The organism is Micromonospora musae, assembly GCF_003626545.1.
Classification (GTDB): domain Bacteria; phylum Actinomycetota; class Actinomycetes; order Mycobacteriales; family Micromonosporaceae; genus Micromonospora; species Micromonospora musae.
The window spans coordinates 25,473-41,053 of record NZ_RAZS01000006.1 but is presented as its reverse complement, the minus strand read 5'-3'; the positions used below and the strand labels follow the sequence as shown (position 1 = coordinate 41,053).

The window sequence follows — 15,581 nt, the reverse complement described above, 5'->3', positions numbered from 1 at the left end:
CGCCCCGCGGTCGCCCCGGACGTCCCCTTTTCGGCCCGACGTCACGGTCGCAACGCGGCGGGAGCGTACGCCGGCACCGCGGGACTGCGCGGCGGCACCGGATCGATCCGCCGGTACGGCTCGCCGAGGGGCGGTCGCGGGTCCTCCTCGCCCCGATTCGGCCAGAGGGACATCGCCCGCTCGGCCTGCGCGGTGATGGTCAACGACGGGTTCACCCCGAGATTCGCCGAGACGGCCGCCCCGTCCACCACGTGCAGCCCCGGATGCCCGAAGACCCGGTGGTACGGGTCGATCACCCCGTCGACCGGGGTGGCGCCGATCACCGTCCCGCCGAGGATGTGCGCTGTCATCGGGATGTCGAAGGGCTCGGTCAGCGCGCCGCCTGGCGTACCGCCGATCTCCTCGGCGAGCAACCGGGCCGCCGTGTGGCCGGCGGGGATCCAGGTCGGGTTCGGAGTGCCGTGCCCGGGGCCGCCGACCAGCCGCCCCCGCCACCGCCCGCGCCGGAACCGGAGCGTGAGCGAGTTGTCGGCCGCCTGCATGACCAGGGCGATCACGGTCCGCTCGGACCAGCGCCGTACGGAGAGCAACCGGGCGGCGGTGCCGGGCTGGCGCAGCAGGCTGCCGAGCCAGCGCCGGACGCGGTGCGGCCCGCCCTCGACCAGCAGCGACTGGAGCAGCCCCATCGCGTTCGAGCCCCGGCCGTAGCGGACCGGCTCGATGTGGGTCTGCGGATCCGGGTGGAAGGAGCTGGTGATGGCGACGCCCTCGGTGAGGTCGAGCCCCGCGGCCCGGGCCTGCCGACGCGGCACCGACGCCCCCAGGATCGCCTCGGAGTTGGTCCGGGTCAGCTCGCCGAGCCGGGGCGAGAGGTCGGGCAGCGCGCCGGTGGCCTTCATCTCGTGCAGCAGCCGCTGGGTGCCGAGCGCCCCGGCCGCGAAGACGACCTGGTCGGCGCGGATCACCTGCCGCCGGCGCAGCCAGCCGCCGGTCCGGACGGTGTGCACCTCGTACCCGCCGTCGGGATGGGGGCGCACGGCGGTCACCGTGGTGAGCGGATGCACCCGCGCGCCGAGCCGTTCGGCCAGCCACAGATAGTTCTTGACCAGCGTGTTCTTCGCCCCGACCCGGCAGCCGGTCATGCACGAGCCACAGTGGGTGCAGCCGGTGCGCTCCGGGCCGGCGCCCCCGAAGTACGGGTCGGCGACCCGCTCGCCGGGGCGTCCGAGGTGGACGCCGACGGGGGTGGCGTGGAAGGTGTTCCCGACCCCCATCCGCTCGGCCACCGCCCGCATCGCCCGGTCCGCCCCGGTCTCCACCGGGTACGTGGCGACGCCCAGCATCCGCTTCGCCTGGTCGTAGTGGCGGGCCAGCTCGTCGCGCCAGTCGGTGATGTCCCGCCACTGCGGATCGGCGTAGAAGGCGGGCAGTGGCTCGTAGAGGGTGTTCGCGTAGACCAGGGAGCCGCCGCCCACGCCGGCGCCGGAGAGCACCAGCACCCCGCCGCCGGCTCGCCGGTCGGCGGCCCGCAGCAGCGTGATCCGCTGGATGCCGTAGCAGCCGAGCCGCGGCGCCCATAGGAAGCGCCGTACCCGCCACGAGGTGCGGGGGAACTCGTCGTCGGCGAAGCGCCGCCCGGCCTCCAGGACGCCGACGGAGTAACCCTTCTCGGTCAGCCGCAGCGCGGTGACGCTGCCGCCGAAGCCGGACCCGATGACGACCACGTCGTACCGCATCCCCGCATCATTACCCGCCGGTAGCTGTCGCGCCAGGGCCACGATTCGCGCGATCATGCTCTCCACCCGCCGCACCGGCGTCCCGGCCGCAACCCCAGACCCCCGTCGGCGCGTTGTTCGAGTACGGGTGGAAGGAGGCCCAGATGAGCCTCGGTGCAGGCGCGGCCCGGCGTAGCCGAACGCTGATCGTGCTGCTGCTCGCCGCAGTCGTGCTGGTGACGGTGGGCGGCGTCGTGGTCAGCCGCCTCGTTGGCGGGTCGGGCCCCGAGCGGGGCGCCGCGCCGGCGAGCCCGTCGGCCACGAACCCGCCGACCGCCAGCCCCAGCCCGCCGCCACCCCCGCCGGGCGCCGACATCACCGGCCCGCTCAACCTCCTGCTGGTCGGGGTGGACACCCGGGTCAGCGTCCCCGGCTGGGAGCCGCACGCCGACTCGGTGCTCGTCCTGCACGTGCCGCGCGGGCTAGGCCGGGCGTACCTCTTCTCACTCCCCCGCGACCTGGTGGTCGACATCCCCGCGTTCCCGAAGGCGGGTTACCGCGGTGGTCGGACCAAGCTGACCCACGCGATGAGCTACGGCAGCCGGGTGCCCGGCCGCCCGAAGCAGCCGAGCGCCGCCCAGGGGTACGAGCTACTGCGCAGCACCGTGAGCGGCTACACCGGACTGCGCATCGACGCCGGTGCGGTGGTCACCTTCGCCGGCTTCGACCGGCTGGTGGACAGCCTCGGCGGGGTGGACCTCCACATCGACCAGCGGGTCGTCTCCCGGCACCGGCAACCCGACGGCCGGCACCGGGAGAGCGCGCCCGGCGGCTACACCGGCCCGCAGATGGTGTACGAGAAGGGCAACCGCCACCTGACCGGATGGCAGGCGCTGGACTACGCCCGGCAGCGCTACATCCCCGGCGGCGACTACAGCCGGCAGCGCCACCAGCAGCAGCTGATCCGGGCGCTCGTCGGCAAGATCCTCGACCAGGGGCTCGCCCGGGACCCGGACCGGGTGCAGCAGGTGGTCGACGCGCTCGGCGACACGCTGATCTACGTCGGCGGGCGTCGGCTGATCGACGTCGCGTACGCCCTGGGCGGCCTACCTGCCGACCGGTTCGTGCTGGTCGGCCTGCCCGGCAGGTCGGTCGGTTCGGGCAGCGGCTACCGGGGCGAGCAGCTCACTCCGGTCGGCCGCCGTTTCCTCACCGAGCTCCGCGCCGGTCGCGCCGACGCCTACCTGACCAAGAACCCCACCCTCCGCGTCAAAACCTGACCGTCCGGCGGCGCAGGGGATCGCCGCCGTCAGAGGGGTTTGGGTTCGGCGGGGCGTTCGGTGCCGTAGAGCCAGGCGTCGAAGAGCTTGTCCAACTGCTTGCCGGAGACCCGTTCGGCCAGCGCCACGAACTCGTCGGTGCCGCCGTTGCCGTTGCGCTGCTCCGCCGACCAGGTCTTCAACAGCTTGAAGAACGCGTCGTCGCCGACGGCCACCCGCAGCGCGTGCACGGTCATCCCGCCCCGCTGGTAGACCGAGTTGCCGAACAGGTTCTCCACCCCCGGCTTGCCCGGAGGCGTACGCCAGACCTGGTCCGACGAACCGTGGAAGCGGGAGGCGAACGACTCCTCGGCCTTCCGGCCGCCGCGGTGCTCGGTCCAGAGCCACTCGGCGTACGTGGCGAGCCCCTCGTTGAGCCAAATGTCCTGCCAACGGGTCAGCGACACGCTGTCGCCGTACCACTGGTGGGCCAACTCGTGCGCGACGACCTCGGTGTTCACCCCCTGCCGGAAGAAGTCGACCGCGTAGACCGGCCGGGACTGGGTCTCCAACGCGTACCGGATCCGCGGGTCGGAGATCACCACCCCGCCGTACGCCTCGAAGGGGTACGGGCCGAAAACCGTCTCCAGGTAGTCGGCCACCCTCACGGTCTCGGCGATCGAGTCGTCCGCGGCACCCTCCGGCACGTCGGTCTGGACCGCGCTGTAGATCGGCCGCCCCTTGTGCTTCCCGGTGGTCACCCGGAGGTCGCCGATCACCACGAAGCTCAGGTAACTGGCCATCGGCGCACGCTCGGCCCACTTCCAGGTGGTCCAACCGGCGCGACTGGCCTTCCCGCCCGGCACTCCGTTGCTGACCGCCGTCAGCCCGTCCGGCACGGTGATCTCGAAGTCGTAGGTGGCCTTGTCGGACGGGTGGTCGTTGACCGGGAACCAACTGCTCGCCGACTCCGGCTGGCCGAGCGCGATCGCGCCGTCCGTCGTGTGGATGAAGCCGCCACCGCCCAGCAGCTCGTTCTCCAGCGGCTCCGGCTTTCCGTCGTACCGGATCTCCGCGACGAAGCCGTTCCCTGTGATCAGCCCCTTGGCCGGGGTCACCGTCAGCTCGTCGCCCTTGCGGGTGTACCTGGCCGGCTCGTCGTCCACGGTCACCGAACGCACGGTCAGCCCGGCCAGGTCGAGGTTGAACGCGGAGAGGTCGCTGGTCGCCGAGGCGTGCACCGTGGTGGTGCCGGTGAGCTTGTCCTTCGCCGGGTCGTACCGGACCTTGACCGTGTACCGGCTGACGTCGTAGCCCCCGTTGCCGTAGCCGGGGAAGTAGGGGTCGCCCGCGCCCGCGGCACCCGGCTTGAACTGCCGCTGCGCCGCCTGGGACGGGGTGCCGGCCGGCTCGGCCGCGTCCGGCGTCGAACCGCACCCGGTCAGCAACGCCCCGACCAGCAGCAGACCGACCTTCGCCCGCAGAGACCGCCGTGGCTGCCTCATCGCCTCGTCCTCCCGATTGCCGGCGGGCATCCCGCCCATCCGCCGGCGAGCCGCCGCCGCAAGACCCGTACCGTCCGCGCTCTCGCCCGGTCCGTTCGCGGCAGCCTACCGAGGATCGATCCCGTCGTCGCCACTCGGCCGGGCGCGGGCCGGCGGCCGGGGCTACGGCAGGGCCGGCGCGTTACCGCCGACCAGCCAGGCGTCCATCAGCGACCGCAGCTGCCGGCCGGAGACCCGCTCGGCGAGGGCGACCAGGTCGGCTGTCGTGCCGTTGCGGTCACGTCGCTCGGTCGTCCACTCTCGCAGGACGCGGAAGAACGCGTCGTCGCCGACGGTGCGACGCAGCGCGTGCACGGCCAGCGCACCGCGCTTGTAGACGGCGGTGCCGAACATCGCCTCCCGGCCCGGGTTCACCGAGGGCTGCGACCAGTCGGTGGCGGCGTACTGGGCCTCGAACGAACGTTGCACGCTCCGGCCGCCGTCGTGCTCCTGCCAGAGCCACTCGGCGTACGTGGCGAAGCCCTCGTTCAGCCAGATGTCGCTCCACCGGCTCAACGAGACACTGTTGCCGAACCACTGGTGGGCCAGCTCGTGCGCCACCACCGTCGGGTTCGGGCGGCCGTCGGCGAAGAAGCCCGGGCCGTACACCGGCCGGGACTGGGTCTCCAGCGCGTACCCGATCCGCTCGTCGGCGATCGCCACCCCGCCGTACGACTCGAACGGGTACGGACCGAAGTAGCCGGCCAGGAAGTCGGCGATCTCGCCGGTGCGGGCCAGCGAGGCGGCGGCCGGACCGTTCGGCGGCTCGCCCGACGGAACGGCGGTGACGATCGGCCGGCCGTCGTGGGTGCCGGTGGTCACCCGGTAGTCGCCGACCACCAACGTGGTCAGGTAACTCGCCATCGGCGACCGTTCGCTCCACCGCCACGTGGTCCAGCCGTCGTCGCTGCGCTTCGGGCCGGGCACCCCGTTGCTCAGCGCGGCGAGCCCCTCCGGAACGGTCACCGCGATGTCGTAGGTGGCCTTGTCCGAGGGGTGGTCGTTGACCGGGAACCAGGTCGCCGCCGAGTCGGGCTGGCCGAGCGCGATCGCGCCGTCGCCGGTGTGCAGGAAACCACCGGAGCCGAGCGCGGTGTCGGTGACCGTGCTGGGCACCCCGGCGTACGCCACCTCGACGGTGAACCGGGTGTCGCGCGGAACCCGCCGGGCGGGCTCCACCACCAGCTCGTTCCCGCTCCGTCGGTGCTTCGCCGTGGCGCCGTCGACGATCACCTGGTCGACCTCCAGGCCGGTGAGGTCCAGGTTGAACCGGGACAGCCCCTGGGTGGCGGTCGCGGTCAGCACCGCCCGCCCGGTGAGCCGGTCGGTCGCCGGCTCGTACCGCACGTCGAGGGCGTAGTGCGCCACGTCGTACCCGCCGTTGCCGTGCCCGGGAACGTACGGGTCGCCGAGATCGGCGCTGCCCGGCCGGAACCCGCCGTCCTCATCGGACCGGGTGCAGCCGCCCGCCGCGAGCGCCACCGCCAGCGCGGCGGCGAGCAGGATCCGGGGCCAGCTACGTCGCACCGGCCGAGCCTAACGGCGCGGCCGGTGCGACACGAAGCATTCGCGCAGGTCAGCGGTCGAGAACCAGGCCGACCTTCTGGAACTCCTTGAGATCGCGGTAGCCGCACTTGGCCATCGCCCGGCGCAGCCCGCCGAAGAGGTTGAGCTGGCCGTCCGGCTCGTCGGCCGGGCCGAAGAGGACCTGCTCCAGCGAGCCGATCGGCGCGCTGGCCGCCTCGAACGCCCCGCGCGGCAGCGACGGGTGGCTGGCGGCCGAGTGCCACCAGGCGCCACCGGCCGGCGCCTCCTCGCTGCGGGAGAGCGGCTCGCCGAGCATCACCGCGTCCGCGCCGCAGCCGAGCGCCTTGGCGATGTCGCCGGGGGTCTGGATGTCCCCGTCGGCGATCAGGTGCACGTAACGGCCACCGGTCTCGTCCAGGTAGTCCCGGCGGGCCGCCGCCGCGTCGGCGATCGCGGTGGCCATCGGCACCCGGATGCCGAGCACCGACTCGGTGGTCGACCAGTCGTCCCCGCCGATGCCGACGATGACGCCGGCCGCGCCGGTACGCATCAGGTGCAGCGCCGTCTTGTAGTCGGTGCAGCCGCCCACGATCACCGGCAGGTCGAGGTCCGCGATGAACTCCTTCAGGTTCAGCGGCTCGTCGGTGGTCGAGACGTGCTCGGCGGAGACGATCGTGCCCTGGATGACCAGGATGTCCACCCCGGCGTCCAGGATCACCGGGGCGAGCGCCAAGGTGTGCTGCGGGGAGACCCGCACCGCCACCGTGCCGCCCCCGGCGCGCAGCTCCCGTACGCGCTCGGCGATCAGGTCCGGCCGGATCGGCTCGGCGTACACCTCCTGGAGACGCTTGGTCGCCCGCGCGTCCTCGTCCAGCCCGGCCAGCTCCTCGAGCACCTTCGTCGGGTTCTCGTAGCGGGTCCAGAGCCCCTCGACGTTGAGCACGCCGAGCCCGCCGAGTTCGCCGAGGCGGACGGCGGAGGTGGGGCTCATCGTGGCGTCGGAGGGGTGCCCGACGCACGGGATGCCGAACTGGTACGCGTCGAGCTGCCAGGCGGTGGAGACGTCGTCGACGTCCCTGGTCCGACGGCTCGGGACGATGGCGATGTCGTCCAGGTGGTAGCCGCGTTGCGCGGTCTTGCCCAACCCGATCTCGACCACGTCACGCATGGCTCACTCCAGTTGTTGTCGGGGGTGGTGGGGGTCAGCGGGTGTGGTAGTTGGGCGCCTCGGTGGTCATCTGGATGTCGTGCGGGTGGCTCTCCTTGAGCCCGGCCGCGGTGATCCGGATCAGCTGGCCGCGCGCGTGGAGCTGGGGGATGGTCTCCGCGCCGGCGTAGCCCATCGCCAGCCGCAGGCCGCCGACCAGCTGGTGGGCGACCCGGGAGAGCGGCCCGCGGTAGGGCACCTGACCCTCGACGCCCTCCGGGACCAGCTTCTCGTCGCTGGTCACGTCCTGCTGGAAGTAGCGGTCCTTGGAGTACGACTTGGCCTGCCCCCGGGACTGCATCGCGCCGAGCGAGCCCATCCCCCGGTACGCCTTGAACTGCTTGCCGTTGACGAAGATCAGCTCACCGGGGCTCTCCTCGCAGCCGGCCAGCAGGCTGCCGAGCATCACCGTGTCGGCACCGGCCACCAGCGCCTTCGCGATGTCGCCGGAGTACTGGATGCCGCCGTCGCCGATCACCGGCACGCCCGCCGGGCGGGCGGCCCGGGCGGCTTCCATGATCGCGGTGATCTGTGGGACGCCCACGCCCGCGACGATCCGGGTGGTGCAGATCGCACCCGGGCCGACGCCGACCTTGACACCGTCCGCGCCGGCCTCGACCAGGGCCCGGGCGCCGGCGTACGTGGCGATGTTGCCGCCCACGATGTCGATCGTCACGTCCTTCTTGAGCCGGCGGACCATGTCCAGCACGGCCCGCTGGTGGCCGTGCGCCGTGTCCACGATCAGCACGTCCACGCCCGCGTCGACGAGGGCCCGGGCCCGCTTGTAGGAGTCCTCACCGACACCGATGGCGGCGGCCACCCGCAGCCGGCCCGCGTCGTCCTTCGTTGCGTCCGGGTACTGCTCGCTCTTGGTGAAGTCCTTGACGGTGATGAGCCCGCGCAGCCGGCCGGAGCCGTCCACGATCGGCAGCTTCTCCACCTTGTGCTGGCGCAGCAGGGCCAGCGCCTCGTCCTTGCTCACCCCGACCGGCGCGGTGATCAGCGGGGCCTGGGTCATGATCTCGCGAACCGGCGTGCCGGGGTCGGAGACGAACCGCATGTCGCGGTTCGTCACGATGCCGACGAGCTGACCGTCTCCGTCGACGACCGGCACCCCGGAGATCCGGTAGCGGCCGCAGAGGGCGTCGACGTCACGCAGGGTGTCGTCCGGGCTGGCGGTGACCGGATTGGTGATCATTCCGGACTCGGAGCGCTTGACCAGGTCCACCTGGAGCGCCTGGTCCTCCACCGAGAGGTTGCGGTGCAGCACGCCGATGCCGCCCTGCCGGGCCATCGCGATCGCCATGCGCGCCTCGGTCACCGTGTCCATCGCGCTGGAGAGCAGCGGCACGGAGAGCGTGACGTTGCGGGTCAACCGGGTGACGGTGTTCACCCGGCTCGGCACCACGTCCGACTCGCCGGGCTGGAGCAGTACGTCGTCGAAGGTGAGGCCGAGGGGTACCACCCGGGCCGAGCCGGCGGGCAGCTCTGGCAGGTGGCCGCCCAGCTCGCCGTGATCGGCGCCGGCCGGAAGATCGGTGCTGGGCGAAATTTCCACGATTGCTCCCCTGAGCTGGTCGAACGGGCTTCAGCGAGGTGGCGCGGCGAGCACCGGAGGAGCGCCGCACGCGGCGCGTCGCTCCATCGTACCCATCCGGCTGAGCTGGCCCTCGTCGCGCCGGGCCGGTCCGCGCAGGTGCGGGGGCGGGCGTCGTCGCGGCGTTGGGTCTACGGTGAGGAGGTGCACGACGAGCCCATCGACCCGTTCAACGGCGACCCGGCCGATCCGGCAGCCGGCCTGCACGACCCGGGCGACGACGCACCGCTGGACGCACTGACCGACGTCGAGCGGCAGGACGTGCTGGAGGATCTCGCCGACCTGGAGATCTACCAGGCTCTGCTGGCCCCGGTGGGCGTGCGCGGTCTGGTGATCGAGTGCGAGGACTGCCGCGAGCCGCACTACTTCGACTGGGACCTGCTCCGGGGTAACCTGCGCCACCTGCTCAGCTCGGGCCGTCCCCGCGTGCACGAGCCGGCCTACGACCCCGACCCGGACCACTACGTGACCTGGGAGTACGCCCGGGGCTACGCCGACGGCGTGCACGACACGCTGACCGGCGGCAACGACGAGGAGCCCGGGCGCGAGGGGAACGGACGCGAGGAGCCCGACCTCCGCTGAAGGCCGACCGGCGTCAGGAGCCCGACCGCCGCCGAAGCGCCGACGCCGGTGCTGGTCGTGCTGGGGTCCGACTCGGTTTCCTTGATGTCGGGGTGTCCCGGCCGCGTAATGGCCCGACTTCAAGGAACCCGAGTCGATCACGAGCGCGGCTGGGGTCAACGTGCCGCGACGTCCGATTCGGGTGCGGGGCAGGCCGGGCCTGGTCGGCCTGTCTGGGGTAGTTTGGGCGGTTCGAGATGTAAGCGGTGGCCTCGGGCCGCAATCGTGGCCGGGCCGCCGGCGTGGAACATCCCGACGGCCGAGGTAGTAGACCGCCGGCCCGGTAGATGAACCGGCCCCGCGCGGCCTGTGCTTCGCGTGGCATCGGGCCCGCCGCACGAGCGCGAACCCGGTTGCGCCACCTCCGCGGCAGCGGATCCCCCTCGGGCACGCTTTAGAGCTGAATCATCTGCGACATCGGCCGACCACTGCCGTCACCACCGATACCAGCCGCCACCGCCACCGCCGCCGCCACTGCCACTGCCACTGCCACTGCCACTGCCACTGCCACTGCCACTGCCACTGCCACTGCCACTGCCACTGCCACCGGCGATTTCAGCAGCCACTGCCGCCATCGGCTATCCCTTGACGAACCCAAAGGCGACCCCAGCGGCCACCTTCGCCCACCGGCGACAACAGCATCACGGCCGCCACCGGCGACACCAGCGGCCCGCTACCACCGGCGATATCAGCGGCCGGGCGCGCCGTCGGCGATCCCGTTGAACAAGCTCACCGATCGTTCCCACCGGTGATTGCGAGCGGTGCGGGGGCCGTACAGCCTTTCGGGAAGCCGGGCAACCGTCTGACAGATCAGCTACCGCGTCCGCCGGCGACTCCTTTGCGACATCAGCTCTGAAGCGTCGCCGCAAGGGTTTGCATTGGGCCCCAGGGTCACCAGCCGGGCGCAGCGCGCACCGCCAGCCCCGCAAGGTTCAGAGCATCGGCCCCAGCGCGGCACGGACCACCAGCCAGGCGCAGCGCGCACCGCCAGCCCGGCGCTGCTCGAACCACCAGCCCAGCGCCGCGCACGCCGCCAATGCGGCGGGGCTCAGGCCACCAGTCCGGCGCGGAAGCCGGCGGCCACGGCGTGGGCCCGGTCCCGGGCGCCCAACTTACGGAAGAGCCGACGCGCGTGCGTCTTGACGGTGTCCTCCGAGACGAACAGCTCCCGCCCGATCTCGGCGTTGCTCTTGCCCTCCGCCATGCCGAGCAGCACCTGGAGCTCGCGCTCGGTCAGCCCGACGGACGCACGCGCGGCGCGGGCGTTCGGCGTTGGTCGCTGCCCGTCCTTGGGCGTGCCCTCGGGCTCACCGCCGTTGCCCTCCGGCCCGTCGTCGCCGCGTTGCACCGGCACCACGGAGGGCCCACCGTTCGGCCCCTCCGCCGGCCCCGCCGACCAGCCAGCGGCCGGGTCGCCGCCGGAACGACCGGCGGGCGCGGAGCGGCTCGTCCCGCCGACCGCCGCGGTGTCCCGCGCGGGGTCGTTGACCCGGTGCCGGGCCGCCCGGCCGGGCGCGGAGAGCAGCAGCAGGGCCTTGGCGACCGCGCTGGTGAGATCGTGGTCGGCGCCCTGGATGAGGCCCCGGGCTCCGGCGCTGATGGTCGCGGCGGCGGCCTCGGACTCCTCGGCGCCGAAGAGCAGCACGGCGGCCTGCGGCGCGCGGGCCAGCACCCGGCGGACGAAGCCGGCGCTGTCGGGGCGGGTGAGCGCCGTGTCGGCGAGCACCACGTCGGGTTGCCGTTCGGCGAGCCGCAGCATCACCTCGGGATCGGAGACGGCGGTACGAACGACCGCGGACAGTCCGAGGCGGGCTGCCGCGGAGGTCAGGTGTTGCGCCGCAAGTGGTGTCCGGACGCAGACAAGAACCGTACGCACTGTGGGGTCTCCTCTCCGCCAACGAGCAGACCATGAGCGGGTCGGTCCGGGAGGGGGTTCCCGGCAATCCTTCGAACTTTTCCGACAGAAGGGGCATATGCGGCAAACCGTTAAAGGTTTTGGATCACACACGTGTGAGTTCTGAGGCGTTCGGGTACGGGAGTGCCAGGCCGGGATCGGTGCGCCTGTGCGGACCGCCGCCCGGAGGCCGGCCACGAAGATTCTCGCGGTGCCGCGAGGGAGGAGGGGTGCTGATGTCGAACGTACGTAGACTGCCCGGACCCATCGTCGATCTCTGGGACTGGCAGCGGCTCGGCTCCTGCCGGGGACGCGACAGTGCCCAGTTCTTCCACCCGGACGGCGAACGGGGCTCGTCCCGACTGCGCCGGGAATCCGGGGCGAAGGCGGTCTGCCGCGCCTGCCCGGTACGGGCGGAGTGCGCCGCGCACGCGCTGGCGGTGCGCGAGCCGTACGGCGTCTGGGGCGGTTTCAGCGAATCCGAGCGGCTGCGGCTGCTCGCCACCGGCTGGGAGGACCTGGCCGACCGCCGGCACACCCGGGTCGATGTCGCCCGGCTGGAAGCCCGCCTGGGCCGCCCGCACAAGTCGGCCGAGAGCATCGCCCCCGCGCCCGGCGGCGCCGTGCCCACCCAACGCAAGGTCGCCTGACCTCTCACCCCCGGCCCCACATCGAACGTCGGCGCCGCGTCCCTACCCGGGGCGCGGCGCCGTCGTTCGCGTCGATCAGGCGGCGGGGCGGACGGTGACCCGGACGGTGTGCCAGCCGGTGGCGCCGTCCGGGACGACGTCCTGCCGGCGGTCGGTCTGCGTCCGACCGGTGGCGTCGGTGGCCCGCACCTGGAGCCGGTGCTCCCCCGGCGTGGCCGCCCACCGCCACGACCACTGCACCCAGGTGTCCACGGAGACCGCCGGAGCCAGCTCCGCCTCCTGCCAGGGGCCGTCGTCGACGCGTACCTCGACCCGACGGATGCCGCGGTGCTGCGCCCAGGCCACCCCGGCCACCGTCACCGGCCCGGCGGTCAGCCGATTGCGCGGGCGCGGCGTGTCGATCCGCGACTGGGTCTTGATCGGCCCCTCCGGCGACCAGCCCCGCGGCACCCAGTACGCGTCGAAGTCCGAGAAGCTGGTCAACTCCAGCTCGGTCACCCACTTGCAGGCCGACACGTAGCCGTAGAGGCCCGGCACGACCATCCGGACGGGGAAGCCGTGCTCCACGGGCAGCGGCTCGCCGTTCATCCCCACCGCCAGCAACGCGTCCCGCCCGTCGCGCAGCAGCGCCGTCGGGGTGCCGCAGGTCCAACCGTCGACCGACCGCCCGACGACCTGGTCGGCGCCCTCCTCCGGCTCGACCTCGTCGAGCAGCTCCCGGATCGGCACGCCGAGCCACCGGGCGTTGCCGATCAGGTCGCCGCCGACCTCGTTGGAGACACAGGCGAGGGTGACGTACCGCTCCACCAGCGGCCGGGCGAGCAGGTCGGCGAAGCTCAGCGTGATCGGATTGCGGACCCGACCGTGGATGCGTAACTGCCAGGTCTCCGGGTCGACCTGGGGCACCACCAGCGCGGTGTCGATCCGGTAGAAACCGAAGTTCGAGCTGACGTACGGGGCGAGCTGGGTCAGGGACAGGTCGGCTCCGGCGGGCACCGCGGGGGCGGGGGACGCCGGGGCGGGGAGCACGACGGCCTCCCGGGCCGCCGACACCCCACGCCGGCCCGCCAACCACCGCCCGCCGAACCCGGCCACCGCCGCCGCGCCGAGCAGCGCACCGGTGCCGGTCAGGAACCGCCGCCGGGACTCCGGATCGGTCCGCTCCAGCGGCGCGTCCGCGGCCACGGTCCGCTCCCGCGTCGCGGGCGCCGCCGCCACGGGATCGGCGCTCCGCGCCGCCGCGGGTCCGGGCGGCGGAAGCTGGTCGCCGGGCGGGCTCCACGGCCAGGGATTCAGCTCCAGCGGGCCGGCGATGAACGCCCAGAGCACCAGCGCCCCGAAACCGCCGCCGACCAGCGACGGCAGCGCGTCGACGAGGTCCGCGCCGGGCCGGGTCAGGGCGGCGGCCACCCCGAGCGCCCCGAAGGCGGCGACCCCCGCGAGGCCGATCGCGAGGCGGCGTACGGCGAGCACGCCGAGCAGCGCGGCGAAGCCGGCCAGCAGCACGGCCGTGCCGATGAGCAGGGCGAGCTTGTCGTGCCGGCCGAAGACGTCGATGGCGAACTGCTTGAGCGGCTCCGGAACCGTGTCGACGACCACTGCGCCCACCGCGACCAGCGGCGCGGAGCGGGGGCCGGTCAACACGGCGACCACTTCGGCGACGCCGATCGCCACGGCGGCGGAGGTGATCCCGGCGAGCGCGGCGAACCGGCGGGTGGTGGTGCTCATCGGCCCAGTGTTTCCGATCGACCGGGCCGGCCGGTAGTGACGTCAGCGTTCGGTAACCACCGCCACGAACGCGTCGGGGCACACCGTCGGCTGACGGTGTGCCCCGACCGGGCGTACGACGTGGGTCAGAAGCCCGGGCCGTGCTGGTGGCCGTGGCCGTGCGAGTGGCCGTGACCGCCGGCGGCAGCCGGCTCCGGCTCGGCCGGCTTCTCCACCACGAGGCTCTCCGTGGTGAGCAGCAGGCCGGCGATGGAAGCGGCGTTGGCGACCGCGTTGCGGGTCACCTTCACCGGGTCCAGGATGCCAGACTTGCCCAGGTCGACGTACTCGCCGGTGGCGGCGTTCAGGCCGTTGCCCCACTCGGCGGCGGCGACCTTCTGCACCACCACGTAGCCGTCGTGACCGGCGTTCTCGGCGATCCAGCGCAGCGGCTCGACGAGCGCCTTGCGGACGATCGAGACGCCGACCTTCTCGTCACCGGTGAGGCCGAGGTCGTCGGCGAGCGCCGGCAGGATCTGCGCCAGGGCGGCGCCACCGCCGGGCACCGTACCCTCCTCGACCGCGGCCTTGGTCGCGGCGATGGCGTCCTCGATGCGGTGCTTGCGCTCCTTCATCTCGACCTCGGTCGCGCCGCCGGCCTTGATGACGGCGATGCCGCCGGAGAGCTTCGCCAGTCGCTCGGCGAGCTTCTCCCGGTCCCACTCGGAGTCCGAGGCCTCGATCTCCTTGCGGATCTGGGCCACCCGGTCCGCGACGTCGGCGGACTGGCCGCCGCCGTCGACGATCGTGGTGTTGTCCTTGTCGACCACGACGCGCCGGGCGGAGCCCAGCACATCCAGGCCGACCTGGTCGAGCTTGTAGCCCAGTTCCGGGGCGACCAACTCGGCACCGGTCAGGATCGCCATGTCCTGCAGCATCGCCTTGCGGCGGTCACCGAAGCCGGGGGCCTTCACCGCGCAGACCTTCAGGGTCTTGCGGATGGAGTTGACCACCAGCGTCGAGAGCGCCTGGCCCTCGACGTCCTCGGCGATGATCAGCAGCGGCTTGCTGTTCTGGAGGACCTTCTCCAGCAGCGGCAGCAGCTCCTCGATCGCCGAGATCTTCTGCGTGGTGATGAGGATGTAGGCGTCCTCGAGGACCGCCTCCTGCGACTCCGCGTCGGTGACGAAGTGCGGCGAGACGAAACCCTTGTCGAACTGCAGACCCTCGGTCACTTCCAGCTCGGTGGCGAGGGTGGAGCCCTCCTCGACGGTGATGACACCGTCGCGGCCGACCTTCTCCATCGCCCCGGCGATCATGTCGCCGATCGTGGCGTCCTGCGCGGAGACCGTCGCGACGTGCGCGATCGCCTCCTTGCCGGCCACCTCCACGGCCCGGCCCAGCAGCGCCTCGGAGACCTTGGCGCTCGCCGCGTCGATGCCGCGCTTCAGGCCGGTCGGGTTGGCCCCGGCCGCCACGTTGCGCAGGCCCTCGCGAACCATCGCCTGGGCCAGCACGGTCGCGGTGGTGGTCCCGTCGCCGGCGACGTCGTTGGTCTTGGTCGCCACCTCCTTGACCAGCTGCGCGCCGAGGTTCTCGTACGGGTTGGTGAGCTCGATCTCCTTGGCGATGGTCACACCATCGTTGGTGATCGTGGGCGCACCAAACTTCTTGTCCAGGACGACGTTGCGCCCGCGCGGGCCGAGGGTGACCTTCACCGCGTCCGCGAGGGCGTTGACACCGTGCTCGAGCAGGTGTCGGGCGTCGTCCGAGAAGCTCAGGATCTTCGCCATCAATGTCCCTTCAAGCGGCGCTGCCCCGGCCCGGCGAACCGGACCGGGGCAACGACACTGATCGGTT

11 protein-coding genes are annotated in these 15,581 nt (G+C 72.7%); 3 read left to right on the top strand and 8 right to left on the bottom strand.

Features of this window, described 5'->3' with window-relative positions:
- Positions 1–41: 41 nt before the first annotated feature.
- On the bottom strand, positions 42–1,736 hold the full coding sequence (locus D7147_RS17655) for an FAD-dependent oxidoreductase (protein WP_120679036.1): 1,695 nt from the start codon (positions 1,734–1,736) through the stop codon (positions 42–44).
- A gap of 143 nt (positions 1,737–1,879) precedes the next feature.
- Between D7147_RS17655 and D7147_RS17650 the strand changes: the two genes are divergently transcribed.
- Entirely contained in the window at positions 1,880–2,995 is a 1,116-nt protein-coding gene (locus tag D7147_RS17650; protein ID WP_120679034.1) for an LCP family protein, read from the top strand.
- Between the two features lie 29 nt (positions 2,996–3,024).
- On the opposite strand, the gene D7147_RS17645 is transcribed toward D7147_RS17650, so the two are convergent.
- From D7147_RS17645 to guaB, 4 genes are all read right to left on the bottom strand, one after another.
- A complete protein-coding gene (locus D7147_RS17645) occupies positions 3,025–4,479 on the bottom strand; it encodes a M1 family metallopeptidase (protein ID WP_120679818.1) in 1,455 nt (484 codons plus the stop codon).
- 162 nt (positions 4,480–4,641) lie between these two features.
- Positions 4,642–6,006: a M1 family metallopeptidase gene (locus tag D7147_RS17640; protein WP_120679816.1), complete on the bottom strand. Its 1,365-nt coding sequence runs from the start codon at positions 6,004–6,006 to the stop codon at positions 4,642–4,644.
- A gap of 88 nt (positions 6,007–6,094) precedes the next feature.
- Positions 6,095–7,213, bottom strand: a complete 1,119-nt coding sequence (locus D7147_RS17635) for a GuaB3 family IMP dehydrogenase-related protein (protein ID WP_120679032.1) — start codon at positions 7,211–7,213, stop codon at positions 6,095–6,097.
- 34 nt (positions 7,214–7,247) lie between these two features.
- Entirely contained in the window at positions 7,248–8,810 is a 1,563-nt protein-coding gene (gene guaB, locus D7147_RS17630) for an IMP dehydrogenase (protein ID WP_120679030.1), read from the bottom strand.
- Between the two features lie 183 nt (positions 8,811–8,993).
- On the opposite strand from guaB, the gene D7147_RS17625 reads away from it, so the two are divergent.
- Positions 8,994–9,431: a DUF5319 domain-containing protein gene (locus D7147_RS17625; protein ID WP_120679814.1), complete on the top strand. Its 438-nt coding sequence runs from the start codon at positions 8,994–8,996 to the stop codon at positions 9,429–9,431.
- Between the two features lie 1,087 nt (positions 9,432–10,518).
- Here the strand turns inward: D7147_RS17625 and D7147_RS17615 are convergent.
- Positions 10,519–11,346, bottom strand: coding sequence for a response regulator transcription factor (locus D7147_RS17615; protein ID WP_120679026.1), 828 nt, complete (start codon positions 11,344–11,346; stop codon positions 10,519–10,521).
- Positions 11,347–11,600: 254 nt separating this feature from the next.
- On the opposite strand from D7147_RS17615, the gene D7147_RS17610 reads away from it, so the two are divergent.
- Complete coding sequence (locus D7147_RS17610; RefSeq protein ID WP_120679812.1) at positions 11,601–12,014, top strand: WhiB family transcriptional regulator; 414 nt, start codon at positions 11,601–11,603, stop codon at positions 12,012–12,014.
- 75 nt (positions 12,015–12,089) lie between these two features.
- Here D7147_RS17610 and D7147_RS17605 read toward each other — a convergent pair whose 3' ends face one another.
- Both D7147_RS17605 and groL read right to left on the bottom strand, forming a co-directional pair.
- Positions 12,090–13,742, bottom strand: a complete 1,653-nt coding sequence (locus D7147_RS17605) for a molybdopterin-dependent oxidoreductase (RefSeq protein WP_120679024.1) — start codon at positions 13,740–13,742, stop codon at positions 12,090–12,092.
- A gap of 125 nt (positions 13,743–13,867) precedes the next feature.
- Positions 13,868–15,514 (bottom strand): chaperonin GroEL, encoded by a 1,647-nt coding sequence (groL, locus tag D7147_RS17600; protein WP_120679022.1) that lies wholly within the window; start codon positions 15,512–15,514, stop codon positions 13,868–13,870.
- Between the last annotated feature and the right edge of the window lie 67 nt (positions 15,515–15,581).